This window comes from Lysobacter firmicutimachus (assembly GCF_037027445.1).
Taxonomy (GTDB): Bacteria; Pseudomonadota; Gammaproteobacteria; order Xanthomonadales; family Xanthomonadaceae; genus Lysobacter; species Lysobacter firmicutimachus.
The window spans coordinates 623883-644960 of sequence record NZ_JBANDL010000002.1 but is presented as its reverse complement, the minus strand read 5'-3'; the positions used below and the strand labels follow the sequence as shown (position 1 = coordinate 644960).

19 protein-coding genes and 1 pseudogene are annotated in these 21078 nt (G+C 71.0%); 9 read left to right on the top strand and 11 right to left on the bottom strand.

The window, feature by feature from the left end; all coding sequences use genetic code 11:
- Nucleotides 1–130: 130 nt before the first annotated feature.
- Genes V2J18_RS02760 through V2J18_RS02730 form a run of 7 tightly spaced genes read right to left on the bottom strand, consistent with a single transcriptional unit; the run spans nt 131 to nt 7459 of the window.
- Nucleotides 131–1333, bottom strand: coding sequence for a M24 family metallopeptidase (locus V2J18_RS02760; RefSeq protein ID WP_336130892.1), 1203 nt, complete (start codon nt 1331–1333; stop codon nt 131–133).
- Complete coding sequence (locus tag V2J18_RS02755) at nt 1330–2916, bottom strand: aldehyde dehydrogenase family protein (RefSeq protein ID WP_336130891.1); 1587 nt, start codon at nt 2914–2916, stop codon at nt 1330–1332. The genes V2J18_RS02760 and V2J18_RS02755 overlap by 4 nt, the downstream gene beginning before the upstream one ends.
- Nucleotides 2916–3821, bottom strand: coding sequence for a dihydrodipicolinate synthase family protein (locus tag V2J18_RS02750; RefSeq protein WP_064746341.1), 906 nt, complete (start codon nt 3819–3821; stop codon nt 2916–2918). The genes V2J18_RS02755 and V2J18_RS02750 overlap by 1 nt, the downstream gene beginning before the upstream one ends.
- Nucleotides 3818–5182, bottom strand: coding sequence for an FAD-dependent oxidoreductase (locus V2J18_RS02745; protein WP_336130889.1), 1365 nt, complete (start codon nt 5180–5182; stop codon nt 3818–3820). The genes V2J18_RS02750 and V2J18_RS02745 overlap by 4 nt, the downstream gene beginning before the upstream one ends.
- On the bottom strand, nt 5175–5420 hold the full coding sequence (locus V2J18_RS02740) for a (2Fe-2S)-binding protein (protein ID WP_064746340.1): 246 nt from the start codon (nt 5418–5420) through the stop codon (nt 5175–5177). The genes V2J18_RS02745 and V2J18_RS02740 overlap by 8 nt, the downstream gene beginning before the upstream one ends.
- Nucleotides 5417–6517, bottom strand: a complete 1101-nt coding sequence (locus V2J18_RS02735) for an NAD(P)/FAD-dependent oxidoreductase (protein ID WP_336130887.1) — start codon at nt 6515–6517, stop codon at nt 5417–5419. The genes V2J18_RS02740 and V2J18_RS02735 overlap by 4 nt, the downstream gene beginning before the upstream one ends.
- Before the next feature lie 3 nt (nt 6518–6520).
- Nucleotides 6521–7459 (bottom strand): proline racemase family protein, encoded by a 939-nt coding sequence (locus V2J18_RS02730; RefSeq protein WP_336130885.1) that lies wholly within the window; start codon nt 7457–7459, stop codon nt 6521–6523.
- Between the two features lie 104 nt (nt 7460–7563).
- On the opposite strand from V2J18_RS02730, the gene V2J18_RS02725 reads away from it, so the two are divergent.
- The gene (locus tag V2J18_RS02725) at nt 7564–8310 is read left to right on the top strand and encodes an AraC family transcriptional regulator (RefSeq protein WP_064746338.1); all 747 of its coding nucleotides are present in this window, start codon (nt 7564–7566) and stop codon (nt 8308–8310) included.
- Between the two features lie 13 nt (nt 8311–8323).
- Here V2J18_RS02725 and V2J18_RS02720 read toward each other — a convergent pair whose 3' ends face one another.
- The 4 genes and pseudogenes from V2J18_RS02720 to V2J18_RS02705 all read right to left on the bottom strand — a co-directional run bounded on the left by V2J18_RS02720 (nt 8324) and on the right by V2J18_RS02705 (nt 11405).
- The gene (locus tag V2J18_RS02720; RefSeq protein WP_336130884.1) at nt 8324–8749 is read right to left on the bottom strand and encodes a RidA family protein; all 426 of its coding nucleotides are present in this window, start codon (nt 8747–8749) and stop codon (nt 8324–8326) included.
- A 204-nt stretch (nt 8750–8953) separates the two neighbouring features.
- Nucleotides 8954–9268 (bottom strand): annotated as a pseudogene (locus V2J18_RS02715) (gfo/Idh/MocA family oxidoreductase); the annotation flags it as partial.
- A 251-nt stretch (nt 9269–9519) separates the two neighbouring features.
- Nucleotides 9520–10872, bottom strand: a complete 1353-nt coding sequence (locus V2J18_RS02710; protein WP_064746337.1) for a Gfo/Idh/MocA family protein — start codon at nt 10870–10872, stop codon at nt 9520–9522.
- A 128-nt stretch (nt 10873–11000) separates the two neighbouring features.
- Nucleotides 11001–11405: a RidA family protein gene (locus V2J18_RS02705; RefSeq protein ID WP_064746336.1), complete on the bottom strand. Its 405-nt coding sequence runs from the start codon at nt 11403–11405 to the stop codon at nt 11001–11003.
- Between the two features lie 256 nt (nt 11406–11661).
- Between V2J18_RS02705 and V2J18_RS02700 the strand changes: the two genes are divergently transcribed.
- The 8 genes from V2J18_RS02700 to V2J18_RS02665 are packed head-to-tail and all read left to right on the top strand — an operon-like array spanning nt 11662 to nt 20811.
- Entirely contained in the window at nt 11662–12852 is a 1191-nt protein-coding gene (locus V2J18_RS02700) for a hypothetical protein (RefSeq protein ID WP_336130882.1), read from the top strand.
- A gap of 21 nt (nt 12853–12873) precedes the next feature.
- The gene (locus tag V2J18_RS02695; RefSeq protein WP_336130881.1) at nt 12874–13662 is read left to right on the top strand and encodes an SDR family oxidoreductase; all 789 of its coding nucleotides are present in this window, start codon (nt 12874–12876) and stop codon (nt 13660–13662) included.
- Nucleotides 13662–14969 carry an amino acid deaminase gene (locus tag V2J18_RS02690; protein ID WP_336130879.1) on the top strand — a complete coding sequence of 436 codons (1308 nt, stop codon included), beginning with the start codon at nt 13662–13664 and terminating at the stop codon, nt 14967–14969. Before V2J18_RS02695 ends, V2J18_RS02690 begins: the two co-directional genes overlap by 1 nt.
- An 11-nt stretch (nt 14970–14980) precedes the next feature.
- Entirely contained in the window at nt 14981–15838 is an 858-nt protein-coding gene (locus V2J18_RS02685; protein ID WP_222423706.1) for a MurR/RpiR family transcriptional regulator, read from the top strand.
- Complete coding sequence (locus tag V2J18_RS02680) at nt 15835–17298, top strand: N-acyl-D-amino-acid deacylase family protein (RefSeq protein WP_336130878.1); 1464 nt, start codon at nt 15835–15837, stop codon at nt 17296–17298. The genes V2J18_RS02685 and V2J18_RS02680 overlap by 4 nt, the downstream gene beginning before the upstream one ends.
- Nucleotides 17288–18217: a 2-dehydro-3-deoxygalactonokinase gene (locus V2J18_RS02675; RefSeq protein WP_336130877.1), complete on the top strand. Its 930-nt coding sequence runs from the start codon at nt 17288–17290 to the stop codon at nt 18215–18217. The genes V2J18_RS02680 and V2J18_RS02675 overlap by 11 nt, the downstream gene beginning before the upstream one ends.
- Nucleotides 18214–18888, top strand: a complete 675-nt coding sequence (locus V2J18_RS02670) for a 2-dehydro-3-deoxy-6-phosphogalactonate aldolase (RefSeq protein WP_064746330.1) — start codon at nt 18214–18216, stop codon at nt 18886–18888. Before V2J18_RS02675 ends, V2J18_RS02670 begins: the two co-directional genes overlap by 4 nt.
- A 36-nt stretch (nt 18889–18924) precedes the next feature.
- A complete protein-coding gene (locus V2J18_RS02665; RefSeq protein ID WP_336130875.1) occupies nt 18925–20811 on the top strand; it encodes a glycoside hydrolase family 35 protein in 1887 nt (628 codons plus the stop codon).
- Nucleotides 20812–21078 lie beyond the last annotated feature (267 nt).

The following is a 21078-nucleotide window of genomic DNA, read 5'->3' as shown; positions in this document are numbered from 1 at the left end:
TGCCCCGCGCGCAGCGCGAGTGTGCCTGAAGTGTCCGCCCCGTACGCAGCGAGGGTGCGCCTGCAGTGTCCCTACGCAGCGCGCGGCGCGCGCGGGCCGGAAACGCCCGCCGCAGCCGCAGCGCCTCGGCTCAGTCCGCGAACGGCCGGTCGATCGCCGGCGAAGGCTGGGTGAACCAGCGCGCGCCGTCCTCGGTGACATGGAAATGGTCCTCCAGCCGGACCCCGAAGCGGTTCGGCACCACGATCATCGGCTCGTTGGAGCAGCAATTGCCGCTTTCCAGACCCAGCGTATTGCCGCGCACCAGGTAGGGCGCCTCGTGCACGCTCATACCGCAGCCGTGGCCGGTGCGGTGCGGCAGGCCCGGCAGGCGGTAGTCCGGGCCCAGGCCGGCGCGCTCCAGCACCTGGCGGGCGGCGCGGTCGACCGCTTCGCCGCTGACCCCGGGACGGACCGCGGCGAAGGCCGCCGCCTGCGCCTCGCGTTCCAGTTCCCAGATCCGGGTCTGCTCGGCGTCGGCGCGGCCGCAGATGTAGGTGCGGGTGATGTCGGACTGATACCCCTGCACCGCGCAGCCGGTGTCGATCAGCACCAATTCGCCCTCGCGCAGGCTTTGCTCGCCGGGGATGCCGTGCGGATACGCGGTGGCCTCGCCGAACTGGACGATGCAGAAGGTCGAGCCGTTGTCGGCGCCGAGCGCACGATGGGCCTCGTCGATGAAGCGGCGCAGCGCCGTGGTGGTCACGCCCTCCTCGGCCAGGCCGGCGGCGAGCCGCTGTACCTGCAGGGTCATCGCCGTCGCCTGGTACATCAGCGCCAACTCGGCCGGCGATTTGCGCGCGCGGCACCCGTCGACGATCGCCGTCGCGTCGGCGATGTCCAGGTTCGGCGCCGCCGCGCGCAGGCCGGCGTAGATCGCGAACGCCGCGCCCGGGTCCAGCGCCAGCCGGCTCGCGCCGCGCTCGCGCAAGGTCGTCGCGACCAGCGCATGAGGGTCTTCGTGTTCCTCCCACAACCGCGGCTGCGCCGGGATGTGCAGCACGTGCGACAGCGAACCGGCTTCGAACCCCGGCGCGATCAGCACCGGATCGCCGTCCAGCGTCAGCAGCAGCGCCACCAGGCGCTCGCTCGCGCCCCAGGGCACACCGGCGAAGTAGCGCAGCGAGGTGCCTGCGCCGATCAGCAGCGCATCGCGCCCTTGTGCGCGCATCAGCGCGCGGGCGCGCTCGATGCGCTGCTGGTATTCGGCGGCGCCGATCGCCGGCGCACGTTCGCTCCACGGCGCCAGTTGCGCCCGCGCCTGCTCCAGGGTCAAACCGCCGATCTGACTCATGCCGATTCTCCCACCGCCGAGGCGGTCCAGTGTCCGTCGATCTTGCGCATCATTCCGGCCGGGCCGCGATCGCGAAGTTCGACCGGCAGATGTCCGTCGTCGATGTGGTCGTAGCAATGCAGCGCAGCGAAACGCCGGATCGCCGCCGGCAGACCGACCGCGGTGAAACCGGGGTGACCGGTGCTCGGGTACGGTCCGCCGTGGTTCATCGCCGCGCTCACTGCGACTCCGGTCGGCATGCGGCCGCCGATCAGGCGCCCCACCTTCGGCCGCAGCGCCGCCGCGACCGCGTCGCGCGCGGCGCGATCTTCGGCGTCCGCGTAGAGGGTGCCGGTGAGCTGGCCGTCGAGCGCGCCGATCACCGCGACCGCTTCGGCGACATCGGCCGTGCGCACGATCAGGCTCGCCGGGCCGAATGCCTCGGTCTGTAGTCCAGGCTTCGTCAGGAATTGCGCTGCGTCGATGCAGAACAGCGCCGGACGCACTCGATAACCGGGGCCATCGGCAGGCGCGTCTCCCGCCAGCGCGGACGCGCCCAGACTGCGCCACTGCGCCAAGGCGCTCAGGTAGTGATCGCGCACGCCTTGCGAGAACACCGCCCCTCCCGGCGCGGCGGCCATGCGCTCGGCCGCGGCCGCGACGAAGGCGTCGCCGGCCGCGCCCCGCGGCACCACCAACAAGCCGGGGTTGGTGCAGAACTGGCCGACGCCGAGCGTGCACGAACCCACGAACTCCTGCGCCAGGGCCGCGCCGCGGGCCCGCAACGCCCCTTCGAACAGGAACACCGGGTTGAGGCTGGAGAGCTCCAGATAGGACGGCACGCCGGCCGCGTCCGCCGCCGCCTTCAGCGCCAGCCCGGTACCGCGGCCGCCGGTGAAGGCGATCGCGCCCATCCGCGGGTCGCCGGCCAGGCGCAGGCCTTCCGTGTGGCGAAGCTGGTACAGCGCCTGCACCGACGCCGCCGGCAGGCCGGCGTCGAGCAAGGCGCGATGCGCTAGCTGCGCCAGGCGCCGTCCGGTCGCCGCATGCGAAGGATGCAGCTTGGCGATCACCGGGTTGCGCGCGGCGATCGCCGAAGCGAAATCGCTGCCGGCCACCGCATTGAAGGCGAACGGAAAATTGTTCGGCCCGAACACCAGCACCGGCTTGTTCAACGGCGCCAGATGCGAGCGCAAGCCGGCGACGGTATCGATGGTCGGCTCGGTCCAGGCGTACTCGCGCGCCGCGCGTGCGGCCTGTCGCAACTGGCCGGTGGTGCGCGGCAGCTCGACCTGGGCCAGACGCGGCTCGACCGGCAAGGCGGTCTCGCGATGGGCCAGCGCGACCAACTCCGCCGCATCGTCCTCGATCGCCTGGGCATAGCCGTCGAGGAAGGCGGCGATGCGCTGCGGATCGGCCGCGGCCAACTCGTCGGCGACCGCGCAGGCCGCGGCCAGCGCCGCCTGCGCGTCGCCGGCGCCGGACACCGGGAACGCCGGCGCCAGCGCTTCGCCCGTGGCGGGATCGGTGGGACGGAACTCGCCGACACCGTCGCGCGAAGGCTGCCAGCGGCCTTCCAGCAGGACGTCTGCGCGCGCGTCCATCAGCGGACCGGCCGGGTGGCGGCAGCGCGCTCGATCACCACCAGCGCGGCGGCGCGCTCGGCGCCCTCCAGGGCCATGCGCGGCGCGCGCACGCGTTCGCTGCCCAAGCCGACCTGTTCCTGCACCAGCTTGATCAGTTGTACGAACTTGGGCACGGTGTCCAGACGCAACAGCGGCAGGAACCAGGCGTACAGCTCCTGCGCCGCGCGCGCGCCGCCGTCGCGGGCCAGTTCGAACAGGCGTACCGATTCGTGCGGATAGGCGTTGACCAGGCCGGCGATCCAGCCGGTCGCGCCCATCGCCACGCCTTCGACGATCGCGTCGTCCATGCCGACCAGCAGCTCCAGGCGCTCGCCGAGCAGGGCGCGGATCGCGGCGAAGCGGCGAACGTCGGCCGAGGATTCCTTGACCGCTTGCAGGTTGGGCAGCTCGGCGGCGAGTTCGGCGATCTGCTCAGGCACGAAATCGGTCCTGTAGGCGATCGGGTTGTTGTAGAGCATGCACGGCAGCGAAGTGGCGCGGATCACCGCCTCCACGTGCGCTTTCATTTCGCGCCAGTCGGTCGAGTACACGTACGGCGGCAGCACCATCAGGCCGGCGCAACCGATCTTCTCGGCTTCGCGCGCCAGCCGCACCGCCTCGTCGGTGGACAGCGCGGCGATGCCCGGGATCACCGGCGCCTTGCCTTCGAGCGCCTCGACCAGGGTGCGCAGGATCGCGCACTTGTCTTCGAAGCTCAGCGTCGCCGCTTCGCCTAGCGAGCCCAGCGGCACGATGCCGATGCAACCGGCCTGGATCATGGTCCGCGCATGGTGGGCGAGGAAGGCGTGGTCGATCGTGCCGTCGGCGGCGAAGGGCGTGGTGATGGCGGGGATGACGCCGCGCCAGAACGGGGCATTGCTCATGAAGTCGATCCTTGCGATGCGATGGAAGTGGAAGCAACGGATGCCGACGCGTCGGCGGGAGAAAATCCGGCCTGGGCCAATTCGGCCAGCCGGGTCGGAAACAGCGGCGGTCGCATGAGGGATGCGCCCGCAGCCGAGTCCGAAGAGACGGGATATGCGTTCAATTCGGCCAAAGCCGCCCCGCAGATTCGGCCCTGGCAGCTGCCCATGCCGCACCGCGTGGCGAGTTTGGCCGCGCGCGCGTCGGCCCAGCCTTGCAGGCGCGCCAGCGGTACGTCCTCGCAGCGGCACACCAGGGTGTCGGCGGTGGCGCAGGCGCGCACTTCGTCGCGGACCGTGAAGTGCGCCGGCAGCAACGCCGCGAAGCCGCGAGCGCGTTGCCGGCGCGGGTACAGGGCGCGGGCCGCATCGTCGAAGCCGGCGGCGTGATGTCCGGCGATCGCGCCTTCGATGCGCGCGCAGTCGATGCCGCCGATGCCGCAGGCCTCGCCGGCCGCGTACACGCCGGCCACGCTGGTCGCCTGGCGCGCGTCGACTCGCACGGCCGCGTGGCGGCCGTGCGGCACCGTCGCGCAGCCGAGCTGGCGCGCGAGTTCCAGGTTCGGCACCAAACCGTATCCGACCGCGAGCTGGTCGCAAGCGATCCGTTCCAAGCCGCGCGCCGTTTCGATCTCGACCTCGCTCACCTTGCGCTCGCCATAGGCCGCGCGCACCCAGGCGCCGCAGCGGTACGGGACGCCGGCCAGGCGCGTGCGCAGCGCCGCAGCCTGCGCCAGCTTGGCCGGCCAGCGCCACAGCCGTACGGCGAAGCCGCGCACCGACGCAGCCGGCGCCTGTTCGCAGATCGCCAGCACCTGCGCGCCGTGCGCACGCAAGGTGGCCGCCGCCGCCAGCAACAACGGGCCGCTGCCGGCCACCAGTACGCGCCGTCCGGCGATCGGCCAGCCTTGCTTGACCAGCGCCTGCAGGGCGCCGGCGCCGCTCGCGCCGGGCAGCGTCCAACCCGGAAACGGCAACAGCAGCTCGCGCGCGCCGGTGGCCAGGACGAGGCTGCGATACCGCAGTTCGTGCAGGCCCTGTTCCTGCTCGATCAACAAACGTCCCGGGGCGGACGCGAAGGCCTGCGTCGCCAGATGCCATTGCACCGGTACGCCCCGTTCCAGTTCGGCCAAGGCGCGATGCAGCCCCGGCGCGATGCCGCGCTGTACGTCCGGCCGCCATACCTGGCCGCCGGCGCGCGCCTGCAGATCCACCAGCGCGACCTGGGCGCCGTGCGAAGCGGCCGCGCGCGCCGCGGCCAGTCCGGCCGGGCCGGCGCCGACCACCAGCACGTCGATGAGGGCGTCGTGCGCGTCAGTCATCGCAGCGCACCCGCATGCCCTCGCGCGCCGGCACCAGACAGGCGCGCCGATGCGCGACGCCGTCGATCTCGACCCGGCATTCGAAGCAGACGCCCATCCCGCACAAGGGCGCGCGCGGCTCGCCGCCGCAGGAGCGGCGGAAATGCGCGCCGGCGCGCGCCACCGCCGCAGCGACGTTGGCTCCGGCCGGTACGTCGACCGCGACCTGGTTGACCCACAGCCATAGCTTGGCGCTCATCGCAGACTCCTCGCGGGCGAAAACGGCGCCATGTCGACCTGCGGCGCGCGGCCGAGCATCTGATCGATCAGCAGCTGCGCGGTGCCCAGCGCCGTGGTCACGCCCAGCCCTTCGTGCCCGGCCGCGACCCAGGTGTGCGCGCGGTCGGCGACGGCGCCGATGTAAGGCCGTCCGTCGGGCGTGGTCGGACGAAAACCGGTCCACACCCGCAAGGCCTGCAGCTCGCGCAACATCGGCAGGTACTCGAAGGCGCGCTCGAGCATGCGCTGCAACATCGGCCACGACACCTCGCGCCCTTCGACGCCGAACTCGCGCGAGGAACCGATCAGCAATTGCCCGGTCGGGCGCGGCTGTACGTTGAAAGCGACACTGCTGTCGGCGTCGCCGTGGGCGCTGTCGGCATAGCCCAGTTCCAGCAGCTGATGCCGCACCCGTCCGGGATAGCGCTCGGTGATGACCAGATGCCCCTTGCGCGCGCGCATCGGCAGCTGCGGCAGCAGTTCCGGCAGGGCGCAGCCGGTCGCGACCAGCACCGGCCCGGTCAGCTCGCTGCCGTCGTCCAGGCGCACGCCTCGCGCGCTGAGCGCCGATGCGCGCCGGCCGAGCCGACAGTCGGCGCCGCCGGCGCGGGCACGTTCGAGCAAGTGCAGCGCGACCCGCGGCGGGTAGACCACCGCCTCGTCGGCGACCAGCATGCCGCCGCGCAACCCCGGCGCCAGGGCAGGCTCCAGGCGATACAGCTCTTCGGCATCGATCTGCCTGGCCTGCACCCCGGCCGCAGCCAGGCGCGCGATCTTGGCGGCGATGCCGTCGTACTCGCGCGCCGTGCGCGCCACCCACAACGTGCCGCAACGGCTGAACTCGGCGTCGGCCAAGCCGGCATAGCGCTGCCACAGCTGCAGCGAATAGCGCGACAACGCCAGCTCGGCGGGGTCGTCGTCCATCGCCACCAGATGCCCCATCGCCGCCGCGGTCGCGCCGCCGCCGACCGGGCCCGGCTCGACCACCGCCACCCGCAGGCCTTCGGCCGCCGCGCGTTCGGCGCAAGCGGTGCCGACGATGCCGGCGCCGATGACGATGAGGTCGTATGCGGCCATCGTTCAGCGCGCCACCACGCCCCAGGCGAAGGGGTCGTTCGGGTCGATCAGCAATTGCGCGAGCGCGGTGACGTGAGCGCTGCCGGTGATGGTCGGCAATACGCCGCGCTCGCCGGAGCGATAGCGGCCTTCGAACACGCTGCCGATGAGGCTTTCCTGGCGCCACACCTGCTCCGGCGCGAGCTTGCCGTCGGCCGCCAGGCAGGCCAGCTTGGCGCTGGTGCCGGTGCCGCAGGGCGAGCGGTCATAAGCCAGGCCCGGACACAGCACGTAGTTTCGCCCGTCCAGCCCCGGCGTCGGCGAAGCCGTCTCCAACTCGATGTGATCGATCTCGGCGCCGTTGGCGCCGGTCACGCCCTGCGCGCCCAGCGCGCGCCGGATCGCCTCGGCGTAAGCACGCAGTTCGGGCTCGTGCGTCAGCGCGATGGGGCGGTCGATGCGGACGATGAAGAACCAATTGCCGCCCCAGGCGATGTCGCCGCGCACCTCGCCGTAGCCGGGCACGTCCAGGCGCACGCCGGCGGCATGGCGCCAGCTTTCGACGTTGTCGATCGACACCCGTCCGTCCTCGTGCAGCCGTGCGCCGACCGTGCCGACCGGGGTGTCGATGTAATGCTGCCCGGGTTCGATCCGGCCCAGGTACTGCAACGTGCGCACCAGGCCGATGGTGCCGTGGCCGCACATGCCCAGCGTGCCGACGTTGTTGAAGAAGATCGTCGCCGCGCAGGCGTGCGCCGACTGCGGCGGCAGCAACAACGCGCCGACCACCGTGTCGGAGCCGCGCGGCTCGCAGGCGATCGCCCGCCGCCAGGGGTCGAATTCGGCACGGAAGCGGTCGCGCTGGGAGGCCAGCGGGCCGGTGCCCAGATCGGGCAGGCCGGAAACCACGACCCGGGTCGGTTCGCCGCCGGTATGGGAGTCGATGACGTGGACGGTATGCATGCCGCACATGCTCGCGGCGGGGGCCGTCGGCGGTCTAGCGCGGCTTGCCGCCCTCGGATGCGGAATTCGGCATAATTCACAATGCCCTCCGAAGCCCGCCGACGATGCCCGCCTTGCCCGCCCCACCGGTCCGGATCGACGCCGACCTGATGCAGACCCTGTGCGACGCGCTCGCCGACGTGGTGTTCTTCGTCAAGGACGAGGCCGGCCGCTACACGCACGCCAATCTGACCCTGGTACGCCGGCTCGGCCTGAAGCGGCGCGAGGACGTGATCGGCCGCGGCGTCGAGGACGTGTTCCCGGCCCGCCTCGCCGCGCGCTATGCCCAGCAGGACCGGCGTGTGCTCGAAGGCGGCACGATCGAAGACCAGCTCGAAGTGCACCTGTATCCCAACCGCCGCCCGGGCTGGTGCCTGACCGGCAAGCGGCCGCTGCCGCTGGCCGGCGGCCGGCGCGGCCTGATCGGCTTGTCGCGCGACCTCGGCGCGCCGGACGGCCGCGACCCGACCTTCGAACGCCTCGGCCGGGTCGTCGCGCACATGCAGGCGCACTACGCCGAGCCGCTGCGCGTGGCCGCGCTGGCGCAGTTGGCCGGCCTGTCGGTGGCGCAGCTGGAGCGGCACTTCCAGCGCGTGTTCCAGCTCAGCCCGCAGCAGAGCCTGATCAAGCTGCGCATCGAAGCGGCGATGCGCGAACTGTGCGGCGAGGCGCGCATCGCCGAGGTCGGCCTGGCCTGCGGCTTCACCGACCAGAGCGCATTCGCGCGCCAGTTCAAGGCCACGGTCGGGATGACGCCGCGCGACTACCGCGCCCTGCACCGCGATGAGGGCTGGCCCGGCGGCGCGCGCTGATCCGGCGGAATTCCTATGCCAGCGCGATGGCCTCGATCTCGATTCGCCAGTCCTCGTCGTAAATGCCGGTGACGATCACCCCGACCGACGGCCGCACGCAGTCGCCGAAACGCGCCCGGCGTAGCGCGCGTTCGCGGCCGCGGTCCCCGGCCCGGGCCAGGAACACGTTGACCCGGACCAGATGCCGCAACCCCATCCCGGCCGCGGCCAGTTGCCGCTCCACGCCGTCCCAGGCCAGCGCGCACTGCGCATCGAAATCCTCCGGCGCTGCGCCATCGGCATCGGTCGGCACCTGCCCGCTGACGAACAGCAGGCGGCTGCCGGCATGCAGGCGGTGCGCGGGCGGTCCGTCCGACGCCGCATGCATGCCGGCAGGCGCGGGCGAGAGCGTCAGCGTCGTGGCGCCCAGTCCCGCCAGCAGGAAGCCGCGACGGCGCAAGCTCAGCCCGCCTCCGGCGCGGGACGCGGACGCCGGTCGGGTCTGGATAGGCGGGTTCGGGCCGAACGGCGCACGCCGATAACCTCCAACAGGGCTATTGAAGGTTATGGCGGGGAACCTGAACCTGTCAACGGCGCTTCAAGGGTTTCCGACCGAAGGCTTCACGCAGGGAGCGGCATACGCCGCCCCGGCGAAAACGCAGCCTCAGTAGCGGTCGTCGAAGGCGAAGATCGGCTTGCGGTCCTTCCACTTGCCCTCGGTGAAGTCGGGAAACGCCAACGTCTTGTGCTCGGCGATCGATTGCTCCGACAGCGGCGTGATCGCGCTCCAGGCGACTGCGTCGTAGATATCGATCGGCATGGCCTCGCCGGCCTTGAGCGCCTCGACGAAGGCATGGATCACGAAATAGTCCATGCCGCCGTGGCCGGCGCCGGCAGCGGCCTGGGCATAGCGCTTCCACAGCGGGTGGTCGTACTTCTGCAACCAGGCTTCGGCCGGGTCCCACTCGTGCGGCTTGCTAGCGTCGTGGCGCCCAGTCCCGCCAGCAGGAAGCCGCGACGGCGCAAGCTCAGCCCGCCTCCGGCGCGGGACGCGGACGCCGGTCGGGTCTGGATAGGCGGGTTCGGGCCGAACGGCGCACGCCGATAACCTCCAACAGGGCTATTGAAGGTTATGGCGGGGAACCTGAACCTGTCAACGGCGCTTCAAGGGTTTCCGACCGAAGGCTTCACGCAGGGAGCGGCATACGCCGCCCCGGCGAAAACGCAGCCTCAGTAGCGGTCGTCGAAGGCGAAGATCGGCTTGCGGTCCTTCCACTTGCCCTCGGTGAAGTCGGGAAACGCCAACGTCTTGTGCTCGGCGATCGATTGCTCCGACAGCGGCGTGATCGCGCTCCAGGCGACTGCGTCGTAGATATCGATCGGCATGGCCTCGCCGGCCTTGAGCGCCTCGACGAAGGCATGGATCACGAAATAGTCCATGCCGCCGTGGCCGGCGCCGGCAGCGGCCTGGGCATAGCGCTTCCACAGCGGGTGGTCGTACTTCTGCAACCAGGCTTCGGCCGGGTCCCACTCGTGCGGCTTGCTCTTGCCTTCGATATGGATCGAATCGTTGACGTCCATCCACAGCCCGTCGGTGCCTTGTACGCGGAAGCCCAGCGAGTACGGGCGCGGCAACGAGGTGTCGTGCTGCAGCAGGATGGTCTCGCCGTTCTCGCATTCGATCTGGGTCGTGACCAGGTCGCCGAGCTTGAACTTGATCTTGGCGTTGGGATGGTCCGCGCCGCCCTTCTTGACGATGTAGTCGTGCAGGCCGCGCGCCTTGCTGGCGAACGAGCTGAGGTAGGTGAAGCGGTTGCCGCGATGGATATTGGCGACCATCGCGCAAGGGCCGATGCCGTGGCTCGGGTACAGCTCGCCGTTGCGCTCGACCGAATGCTCGGTGCGCCAGCGGGCCTCGGACCAGGCCTTGGGACCGAACTCCACGCCGTCGTTGATCAGCTTGTCCGGGTCGCCGCTGTTGAACTTGACCGCGCGCAGATCGTGCTGGTAGCCGCCCTGCAGGTGCACGATCTCGCCGAACAGGCCTTGGCGGACCATGTTCAGGACCGCCAGCACGTCGCGGCGGTAGCAGACGTTCTCCAGCAGCATGTAGGGCGTCCCGGTCTTCTGCTGTACACGCAAGACCTGCCAATGATCGTCCAGGGTGATGCCGGCCACGACCTCGCAGGCGACCGCGATCCGCGCCTGCATGGCGGCGATCGCCATCGGCGCATGGAACTCCCAGGGCGTGGCGATGATCACCCCGTCCAGCCCGCCCTTGTCGAGCATCTTGCGGTAGGCGTCCTGGCCCTGCTCGCCGTACGTGGCGGGCTTGGGTCGGCCGGCCTTCTCGATCATCTTCATCGCGCGCCCGAGCATGATCGGTTCGATGTCGCAAAGCGCCACCACTTCGACGTCGTCGCGGCGCACCAGCTCGCGCAGCAGCACCTGGCCGCGCATGCCCGTGCCGATCATGCCCAGGCGAAGTTTCGAACGGGTACGCGCGAACGCCGGCGTGAACGCGTTGCTGGCCAGCAACGTGCCCGCGGTGGCGGAGGTGGCGAGGAAGTCGCGTCGGTTCATTGCAGGAAGCCTCGATCGGGTGCGGTGGGGTGGAAGGCGTAAGCGCGGGCAGCGCCGGGCGGCGGGAAATGCGTGGCGGCGAGAGAAACGATCCGGCGCGTCGCGCGCCGGCGGAACCGTTTCGCGGCTCAGCGCGGAAGCGGGGCGTAAGCGACGGCTTCGATCTCGATCTTGCAGTCGACCATCATCTGCGCGCGCACGCACGAACGCGCCGGCGGCCGGTCGCCGAAGTATTCGCGGTAGACGCGGTTGAAGCTCCAGAAATCGCGGGTGTCGTCGAGCCAGACGGTGACCTTGACCACTTGCGTCAGATCGCAGCCGGCCAGCGCCAGCGCTTTTCCGACGTTCTCCATCGTGCGCCGGGTCTGCGCCTCGATGCCGCCGGGCTCGATCTCGCCGCGCTCGTTCATCGCCACCTGTCCGGAGATGTAGACGAAGTCGCCGGCGCGCACCGCCGGCGAGAACGGCAGAGACTGGCCCCCGGCGCCGCTGGGCTCCAGGCCGTAACGGACGATGGCGTCGGTGTCGCTCATGAAAGCCTCCGGCAGCGGGTATGGAACGAAGCAGCCGCGCCGCCGTCCGCGGTCCCGAGCTCGGGAAGCCGCGACGAAGGCTTCGACTGATGTGCTTCGCAGACCATTGAACCGGGACCGCCAGCACCGTCATGTGAAAGTATCCTACACGACCACTCCTTGCATTTTGCACCGCACAATGCCTTTATTTTCTTTTGGTTGATACCATCATCGAAAGATCAGTCGCCAAGTTGTTTCTAATTTACAAGGAACGCAGATGAGCACGGTGCGGTCGCCGGTCCGGTCCCTGTACGCCTATCCCTGGGACGTGGCCGCACGCGGCGCTCGCGAGTTCGCTTCCCAGGTGCGCGAGCTCGGCCTGGACAGCGTGACCCTGGCGTTGAGCTACCACGCCGGCAAGTTCGTCAGCCCGCACCACCCCGGCCGGCGCGTGGTCTTCCCCGAAGACGGCGCCACCTACTTCGCACCCGATCCGGACCGCTACGGCGAGATCGCTCCGTTCGCGCACTCCGATGCCGCCTTGTTGCGCATCGCCGCCGATCTCGCCGACGACGGCCGCATCGCCGTGCGCGCCTGGACCGTGCTGCTGCACAACAGCCGCCTCGGCGAACGCCACCCCCGCCATGTCGTGCGCAATGCCTGGGGCGACCCCTACGTCCACAGCCTGTGCCCGTCCTCGCCGGCGGTGTTCGACTATGCCGTCGCGCTGTCGACCGATGTCGCCCGGCAACCGGTGCAGGGGCTGGTGCTGGAAACGCCGAACTGGTTGCCGTACGCGCATGGACACCGTTGCGAGTTCATCCAGGTGCGCGGCAATCTGTGGCTGGAAACTCTGCTGGGACTGTGCTTCTGTGCCGATTGCCGGCGCCTGGCGATCACCGCCGGCCTCGACGCCGACGCCCTGTCCGCGCGCGTGCGCAGTCGCGTCGATGCCTATCTCGGCGCGCCCATCGACGCCGGCGCCGACCAGGCCGCGAGCTGGCTGATGGCCGACCTGCTGGATATGCCGCAACTGTCGGCGTATCTCAAGCTGCGCCAGCGCCGGGTGGCCGAGCTGGTTGCGGCGATACGCGCCGCGGTTCCGCGCGATCGCGAAGTGGTGGTGATTCCGACCGCACAACGGCCGACCGCTTCCGCCTGGCTGGAGGGCAGCCAACTGGCGGCGCTGGCCCAGGCGGCCGATGCGATCGAAGTGCCGCTCTACGAACCCAATGCCGCGCGCGTGGCCGCCGACGCGTTCGACACCGTGCAGCGGGTCGGCGCAGCCGGCCGGGTGCGCGCGATACTGCGTCCCGGCCCGCCCGATCTCGACGATGGCCACGAACTGGAGGCGGCGCTGCACGCGGTCAAAGCGGCCGGCATCGCCGATATATCCTTCTACAACTACGGCCTGCTTCGCCCCGACCGCCTGCGTGCGCTCGGCCGAACGTTGCGGCGGTGCGACTGAGAACACAGGAACCGAACGCGCATGAGTACGTCCCCTCGCCCTCGCCGCCTGACCCTGATCACCGGCGCCGCCGGCGGCATCGGCCAGGCCCTGGTCGCACGCTTCGTCGCCGGCGGCGACCGCGTGCTCGCTCACGATCGCGACGGCGCGGCGCTGGCTGAGCTGGCCGCAGGCTACGATCCGGATAGTGTGCTGACAGGCACATCGGAGCTGTCCGACCTGGACGCCTTGCGCGCATCGCTGGCGCCCACCCTGCAGACTCACGGCCCGATCGGCGCAGTGATCGCCAACGCCGGCAGCGCCGAAAGCCTGAGCCTGGCCGACACCAGCGCCGACTCGTGGCGGCGCGACGTCGAATTCAACTTGCACGCCGGCTATTGCACGATCGCGGCCGCCATCGACGGGCTCAAGGCCAGCCGCGGCAACGCGGTCTTCATCGGCTCGGTCAACGGCCTGGCCGCGCTCGGCCATCCTGCCTACAGCGCGGCCAAGGCGGCGTTGATCAGCTACGCCCGCTCGATCGCGATCGAGTATGGCCGCTTCGGCGTGCGCGCCAACGTGGTCTGCCCCGGCACGGTCAAGACGCCGGCCTGGCAGGCGCGCGCCGACAAGCACCCGCAGGTGTTCGAAGACCTGCGCAAGTGGTACCCGCTGGGCGACTTCGCCGCTCCGCAGGACGTCGCCGAGGCGGCCTGGTTCCTGGCGTCGGAGCAGGCGCGGATGATCAGCGGCGCGGTGTTGCCGGTGGACGGCGGGCTGATGGCCGGCAATCGGTTGATGGCAGCGGAACTGACCCTCGAGCCCTACTGATGAGCGCCGCCGCACCGATGAACGACGCATTGCGCGCCCTGCACGAACAATGGTTGCTGCCCGGCACCAAGGGACTGGCGCTGCAGACGCCGGTACGGCAGAGCGCCTTGGCCGGACACGGCCTCAACGTGCTCGACGGCCGCCTGTCCTATCCGGTTGCCGTACTGCGCGATTCGACCGTCGCCCACAACATCGCCTGGATGCGCGACTTCGTCGCCCGTGCCGGCGCACTGCTGGCGCCGCACGGCAAGACCACGATGAGCCCGCAACTGTTCCAGGCCCAGATCGAGGCCGGCGCCTGGGCGATCACCCTGGCCACCGTGCCGCAACTGCAGATCGCATACCGCTTTGGGGTGCGCCGCGTGCTGTTGGCCAACCAGCCGGTCGCCCTGGCCGATATCGAAAGCCTGGCCGCGCTGCTGCGCGACGATCCCGCTTTCGAAGCCTGGGTGCTGGTCGATTCATCCGCCGGCGTGCAGCGCCTGCAGCAGATGATGCAGCGGATCGCGCCGCAACGCCGCCTGCCCGTGCTGGTGGAGCTCGGCGCGCCGCAGGGGCGCACCGGCGTGCGCGGCGTGGACGCCGCCCGCGCGCTGGCGCGCGAGGTCGCCGCCGCGCCGCGACTGCGCCTGGCCGGCATCGAGGGCTACGAGGGGCTGTGGGTCGGCGCCGATCGCGAGGCCGATCTGCAACGCGTCGACGCTCTGCTCGCGCAGTTGCTCGAACTGACCCGCCACTGCGACGAGGAGCGGCTGTTCGACGGCGAAGAGATCCTGCTCAGCGCCGGCGGCTCGGCCTATTTCGACCGCGTCGCCGCCGCGTTCGCCAGCCTGCGGCACAGCTCCCGGCCGCTGCGGCGGGTGCTGCGCTCGGGCTGCTATCTGACCTCCGACCACGGCTTCTATCACGGCCTCCAGCAAGAGATGCGCACCCGCCACGACGCCAGCTTCCGCCATGGCCTGCAGCCGGCGCTGGAAGTGTGGGCTATGGTGCAGTCGCGCCCGGAGCCGGGCCTGGCCCTGCTGACCCTGGGCAAGCGCGACGCCTCCTACGACATCGACCTGCCCAGGCCGCTGTGCTGGCATCGCCCCGGCGACGGCGCGCCGCGGCCGTTGCGCGAGGCGCGCATCGCCAAGATGAACGATCAGCACGCCTACCTGGAATTGCCGCCGGAACACCCGCTGCAAATCGGCGACCTGGTGGCGACCGGCATCTCGCACCCCTGCACCACCTTCGACAAATGGCCGGTCCTGCTGACGGTCGACGACGGCTATCGCGTCACCGGCGCGATCAACACTTTCTTCTGAGGAGCGCGCCCTTGTCCGACAATCTGATTCCGGCGATCCGCGACGCCCTCGGACGACTGCGTCCGGCCGAGCGCAAGGTCGGCGAGGTCGTGCTGGCCGACCTGGACTTCGCCATCCACGCCAGCATCGGCGCGCTGGCCGCGCGCGCCGGGGTCTCGGAGCCCAGCGTGACCCGCTTCTGCCGCGCCGTCGGCTGCGACGGGCTGCGCCAGTTCAAGGTCCGCCTCGCCCACAGCCTGGCCGTCGGCGTGCCCTACCAGGCGGTGACCATCGACAAGGACGACGACGCCGCGACCTTGGTGCACAAGGTCTGCGACAGCATTTCCGTGGCCTTGCAGGACGTGCGCGAACGCACCGATCCGGCCGCGCTCGACGCCGCAGCGGCGCTGATCGCCGGCGCGCGCCGGGTGTGCTGCATCGGCGTGGGATCGGGCTCCGGCGTGGTCGCGCAGGACGCGTTCCTGCGCTTCTTGCGCCTGGACATCGCCGCCACCGCGCACAGCGACGGGCATCTGCAGCGGCTGGCCGCGGGCATGCTCGATCCGGGCGATGTGTTGTTCGCGATCTCGCTGTCCGGGCGCAGCGCCGAGATCAACGACAGCGTGCGCATCGCCAAGGACCATGGCGCGCAGGTCATCGCCCTGACCCAGGCCGGCACGCCGCTGGGCTGGGACGCGCACGTACCGCTGCTGCTGCCGCCGTCCAGCGCGGCGACCCAGTACTCGCCGGGCGTATCGCGGCTGATGCAGCTGGCCGTGATCGACATGCTCGCGATCGCGGTCGCCCTGCGCCAGCAGCCGGCCGTGCTGGAGAAGGCGCGGCGCGCCAAGGCCGAGTTGGAGCGCCTGCAGGCGCAGAGCCGGACATGAACCCGACGCGCGAATACGAGCTGGTCGTCGCCGACGCCCGGATCTACGACGGCAGCGGCGGCCCGGCCTATCGCGGCGACGTCGCGGTCGACGGCGGGCGCATCGCCGCCATCGGCGCGCCGCACACGCTGCGCGGACGCTTGCGCGAGGACGCGCACGGCCTGGCCCTGGCGCCGGGCTTCATCGACGTGCATACCCACGACGACCGTGCCGTACTCGACGATCCCGGGCTGTTCAACAAGCTCAGCCAAGGCGTGACCACGGTGATCGCCGGCAACTGCGGCATCAGCCTGGCGCCGTGGCGGGCCGACCGCGAGCCGCCCGCGCCGCTGTCGCTGATCGGCGGCCGCGAGCATTTCCGCTTCGACCGGTTCGCCGACTACCTCGATGCGGTCGATGCGGCACGGCCGGCGGTCAACGTCGCCGCACTGGTCGGCCATTCCACCCTGCGCATCGCCGAGGTCGCCGACTTGTCGCGGCCGGCCGACGAAGCCGAACTCGGACGCATGCGCGCGCGCCTGCGCGAGGCGCTGGACGCCGGCGCGATAGGTTTGTCCAGCGGCTTGTTCTACAGGCCCAGCCAGGCCGCGCCGAACAGCGAGGTGATCGCGCTCGCCGCGGAAAGCGGCGCGCGCGGCGGCGTCTACGCCTCGCACATCCGCGACGAGTACGACGGCGTACTCGATGCGCTCGACGAAGCCATCGACGCCGGCGTCGCGGCGCGCACGCCGGTGGTGCTGTCGCACCACAAGTGCGCCGGACCGGCCAACTGGGGCCGCAGCGCCGAAACCCTGGCGCGGATCGATCAGCGCCGGCGCTCGCACTGGGTCGGGCTCGACGCCTATCCGTACACGGCCGGCTCGACCGTACTCGATCCGGATTACGTCGACGGCGTCATCCGCGTCCTGGTCAGCTGGTCGCAGCCGCATCCGCAGCAGGCCGGGCGCGATCTGGCCGAGATCGCCGCCGATTGGGGCGTTGATCAGAAGGAGGCCGCGCGCCGCCTGCACCCGGCCGGCGCGGTGTATTTCCAAATGCGCGAAGACGACGTGCGCCGGGTGCTCGCCCACGACCGCACCATGATCGGCTCCGACGGCCTGCCGCACGACGCGCACCCACATCCGCGCCTGTGGGGCGCGTTCCCGCGCGTGCTCGGCCACTACTGCCGCGACGAGGGGCTGTTCCACCTCGCCGAGGCGGTGCGGCGCATGACTTCGTTATCGGCCGACTGCTTCGGCCTCAAACGCCGCGGCCGCATCGCGCCGGGGCTGGCCGCCGATCTGGTGCTGTTCGATCCGGCCACCATCGCCGACCGAGCCAGCTATGCCGAACCCCGGCAGGCGGCCGCCGGCATTCGTGCGGTCTGGGTCGACGGCGCTTGCGCGCTGCGCGACGCCCGCGCCACCGGCGAACGACGCGGCCGCACTCTGCGTCGCGAGGAGGAAAGACATGGCCGCTGATCCCACCGCAATCTCGCCCGGCGCGGTCGCCCTGATCGGCGTCGACTGGGGTTCGACCCACCTGCGCGTGCATGCCTTCGACGAACTCGGCGGCATCATCGCCACCCGCTCCAGCGCCAGCGGCATGGCCGGTCTCGCCTCGCCGGACGCGTTCGCCGCGGCGCTGGAAGAATTGCTCGGCGCCGATCTCGACGACGGCACCGCGCCGATCCTGTTGGCCGGCATGGTCGGTGCGCGCAGCGGCTGGCAGGAGGCGCCCTACGCGGCCCTGCCGGCCGACGCCTCGGCCCTGGCCGCGGCCTTGCAGCCGCTGGCGTTCCGCGGCCGGCGCGCCGCGATCGTGCCCGGGGTCAGCGGCGACAGCGACGGCTTCGCCGACGTGATGCGCGGCGAAGAGACGCAGGCGCTCGGCGTGCCGCCCGGAACCCGTCGGGTGGTCGCGCCGGGCACCCACAGCAAGTGGATCGGACTCGACCGGGGCGCCGTCGTGGATTTCGCCACCTACCCCACCGGCGAGTTTTACGCGCTGCTGTTGAATCAAAGCCTGATCGGCCGCGGCCTGCCCGCGCAAGCCTGGTCGGAACGCGGCTTTCTGAGGGGTCTGGACACCGCGCGCGAGCGTCCGGATTGGCTGCATCAGTTGTTCGGCGTGCGCGCGCGCCACGTTCGCGACGCGACCCCGGCGGAGGAGTTGCCGGCCTTCCTGTCCGGCCTGCTGATCGGCTACGAATGCCTGGCTGCGAGCGCCGGCCGCGACCCCGCCGCCGACGGCGAAATCGCGGTGATCGGCGGCGCGCGCCTCGCCGCCACCTACGCCCTGGCGCTGCGCCGCTACGGCTGCGCGCACTACATCATCGAAGGCGACACCGCCTTTTGCCATGGCCTGTGGCGCATCGCGAAGGCGGCAGGACTGGTATGAACGCCGACATCCGCCCCCCTGTCCAGCCTCCTCTGCGCACATGGCTGGCGCACTCGCCGTTCGTGGCGATCCTGCGCGGCATCACCCCCGACGAAGCGATCGGCGTCGGCGACGCGCTGGTCGACGCCGGCTGGCGGGTGATCGAGGTCCCCCTGAATTCGCCCGGCGCCTTCGACAGCATCGCCCGCCTGCAGCGTCGCTACGGCGACGACATCCTGCTCGGCGCGGGCACCGTGCGCCGGGCGGCCGAAGTCGACGAGTTGGCGCGGGTCGGCGCACGGTTGATGGTGTGCCCGCACACCGACCCGGCGCTGATCCGCTACGCCAAAACGCTGGGGCTGCTCGCCCTGCCCGGCGCCGCCACGCCCAGCGAATGCCTGGCGGCGCTCGACGCCGGCGCCGATGCACTCAAGCTGTTCCCGGCCGACGCGCTGGGTCCGGCCATGCTCGCCGCATCGCGTGCGGTGTTGCCGGCCGACGCCGCGGTACTGCCGGTCGGCGGCATCCATACCGACCTCCTCGCAGTTTGGCGCAAAGCCGGCGCGACCGGCTTCGGCATCGGCGGCAGTTTGTACCGTCCCGGCCGCAGCGCCGCGCAGGTCGCTCAGATCGCGCACGGCTTCAACCAGGCCTGGCGCGAGACCGAGGCCGCACGGCGCGCGCCGCGCTGACGTCATCCCCCAACCGCTAGGCCGGAGCCTCCGCGCATGTCGTCGATGTCCGTTTCGCGTTCTCTCGCCGCAGCCCTGCTCGGGCTGGCCCTCGCCCTGCCGACGCAGGCCGCGGCCGCGCCGCGCTTCGCCATCGACGGCGACCGCTTCCTGCTCGACGGCAGGCCGCACCTGATCCGCTCCGGCGAAATGCATTATCCGCGCATACCGCGCGAGTTCTGGCGCGAACGTCTGCGCCAGGCGAAAGCCATGGGCCTCAACACGGTCACCACCTACGTGTTCTGGAACCTGCACGAACCCGAACCCGGCCGCTTCGACTTCAGCGGCAATCTGGACATCGCCGCGTTCGTGCGCACCGCCGCCGAGGAAGGCCTGGACGTGATCGTCCGCCCCGGTCCTTACATCTGCACCGAGCTCGACTTCGGCGGCTATCCGGCCTGGCTGCTGCGCACGCCCGGACTGCGCGTGCGCAGCATGGACCCGCGCTACCTGGCCGCCGGCGAACGCTATCTGCGCCGCGTGCACCAGGAACTCGGCCCGCTGCTGAGCACGCGCGGCGGCCCGATCCTGATGATGCAGGTCGAGAACGAATACGGCTCCTACGGCCGCGACCGCGACTACATGGCCACCGCCAAGCGACAGATGATCGAGGCCGGCTTCGACCTGCCGCTGTTCACCTCCGACGGCGCCGGCCCGCACTACTTCGAAGGCGGCCCGTTGCCCGAGGTCGCCGCGGTGATCAACTTCGACGGCGACGTCGCCGACGCCGAAGCCGCGTTCGCCCACCTCAAGGCCTTCCGTCCCGGCGGCCCGCGCATGGTCGGCGAGTACTGGGCCGGCTGGTTCGACCACTGGGGCGAGCAGCACCACACCACGCCGCTGGAGCGCGCCGCGCGCACCGTCGACTGGTTCCTCGATCGCGGCATCTCGTTCAACCTGTACATGTTCCACGGCGGCACCAGCTTCGGCTGGATGGCCGGCGCGAACTACAGCCGCGACCAGCCCTACCAGCCCGATACCACCAGCTACGACTACGACGCGCCGGTCGACGAGGCCGGTCGGCTCACGCCGAAATTCCATGCCTTGCGCGAGGTCATCGGCCGCCATCTGCCGGCCGGCGAGACCTTGCCGCCGCTGCCTGCGCCGGCCGCGGCGACCATCGCGGTGCCGCGCTTCGTCCTGAGCGAATCGGCATCGCTGTGGGATGCGTTGCCGGCGTTGAGCCGGCCGGTATCGGCACAGCTGCCGCGGACGATGGAAGACCTGCAGCAGAACTACGGCTTCGTGCTCTACCGCAACACCGTGCCGGCCGGCGCGCAGGGCAAGCTCAGCGTCGACGAGGTGCGCGACTACGCCAGCGTGTTCGCCGACGGCGCGCCTGCGGGCACGCTGGACCGCCGCTTCGGCGAGCGCGAACTCGATGCCGGGTTGAAGCCGGGCCAGCGGCTCGATCTGTTGGTCGAGAACATGGGCCGGATCAACTTCGGCACGCGTCTGGACGAGGAGCGCAAAGGCATCACCCGCTCGGTCTCGGTCGGCGGCCGCGCGCTGTACGACTGGACCCACTACCCGCTGCCGCTGAGCGACCTGTCCGGCCTGCGCTACGCCAAGACCGCAGCCGGCGCGCCGGCCGGCCCGCGTTTCTGGCGCGGCGGCTTCCAGCTCGAACGCGTCGGCAGCACCTTCCTCGACACCCGCGGCTGGGGCAAGGGTCACGTCTGGGTCAACGGCCATCACCTCGGCCGCTACTGGAAGATCGGCCCGCAACAGACCCTGTTCGTGCCGGCGCCCTGGCTGCGCCGGGGCCGCAACGAGGTGGTGGTGTTCGAAGTCGAGGGCGACGCCGGCGCGCGCAGCCTGCAGGGGCTGGCCGACCCGGTGTACGCGACCGATCCGGACGGCTTGAAGCCGCCCAAGCGCTGAGGCGGCGACGCAGGCCGCCTCGGCGGGCTTGCGCGATGTCCGCTGCGGGTTTCGTCGCGCCTGCGGGGCGAAGAACAAATCCCCCTACCCCCCTTTTTCAAAAGGGGGAACAGCGGTTACGACGCGAATATGCGACGACGCCGAGCGCGGGCATAGTGCGTGAATGGTCCATCGTCGCCGGCGTACTTTCCCGCCGAAGCCGCCTGCCTTTGCCGTTCCCCCGTTGAAAAAGGGGGCAGGGGGAATTTGCCGTTGCCGTCACGCCCG

Coding starts and splice junctions, on each gene's coding strand:
- V2J18_RS02760 (WP_336130892.1), bottom strand. CDS start 1,333: ATGAGTCAGATCGGCGGTTTGACCCTGGAGCAGGCGCGGGCGCAACTG.
- V2J18_RS02755 (WP_336130891.1), bottom strand. CDS start 2,916: ATGGACGCGCGCGCAGACGTCCTGCTGGAAGGCCGCTGGCAGCCTTCG.
- V2J18_RS02750 (WP_064746341.1), bottom strand. CDS start 3,821: ATGAGCAATGCCCCGTTCTGGCGCGGCGTCATCCCCGCCATCACCACG.
- V2J18_RS02745 (WP_336130889.1), bottom strand. CDS start 5,182: ATGACTGACGCGCACGACGCCCTCATCGACGTGCTGGTGGTCGGCGCC.
- V2J18_RS02740 (WP_064746340.1), bottom strand. CDS start 5,420: ATGAGCGCCAAGCTATGGCTGTGGGTCAACCAGGTCGCGGTCGACGTA.
- V2J18_RS02735 (WP_336130887.1), bottom strand. CDS start 6,517: ATGGCCGCATACGACCTCATCGTCATCGGCGCCGGCATCGTCGGCACC.
- V2J18_RS02730 (WP_336130885.1), bottom strand. CDS start 7,459: ATGCATACCGTCCACGTCATCGACTCCCATACCGGCGGCGAACCGACC.
- V2J18_RS02725 (WP_064746338.1), top strand. CDS start 7,564: ATGCCCGCCTTGCCCGCCCCACCGGTCCGGATCGACGCCGACCTGATG.
- V2J18_RS02710 (WP_064746337.1), bottom strand. CDS start 10,872: ATGAACCGACGCGACTTCCTCGCCACCTCCGCCACCGCGGGCACGTTG.
- V2J18_RS02705 (WP_064746336.1), bottom strand. CDS start 11,405: ATGAGCGACACCGACGCCATCGTCCGTTACGGCCTGGAGCCCAGCGGC.
- V2J18_RS02700 (WP_336130882.1), top strand. CDS start 11,662: ATGAGCACGGTGCGGTCGCCGGTCCGGTCCCTGTACGCCTATCCCTGG.
- V2J18_RS02695 (WP_336130881.1), top strand. CDS start 12,874: ATGAGTACGTCCCCTCGCCCTCGCCGCCTGACCCTGATCACCGGCGCC.
- V2J18_RS02690 (WP_336130879.1), top strand. CDS start 13,662: ATGAGCGCCGCCGCACCGATGAACGACGCATTGCGCGCCCTGCACGAA.
- V2J18_RS02680 (WP_336130878.1), top strand. CDS start 15,835: ATGAACCCGACGCGCGAATACGAGCTGGTCGTCGCCGACGCCCGGATC.
- V2J18_RS02675 (WP_336130877.1), top strand. CDS start 17,288: ATGGCCGCTGATCCCACCGCAATCTCGCCCGGCGCGGTCGCCCTGATC.
- V2J18_RS02670 (WP_064746330.1), top strand. CDS start 18,214: ATGAACGCCGACATCCGCCCCCCTGTCCAGCCTCCTCTGCGCACATGG.
- V2J18_RS02665 (WP_336130875.1), top strand. CDS start 18,925: ATGTCGTCGATGTCCGTTTCGCGTTCTCTCGCCGCAGCCCTGCTCGGG.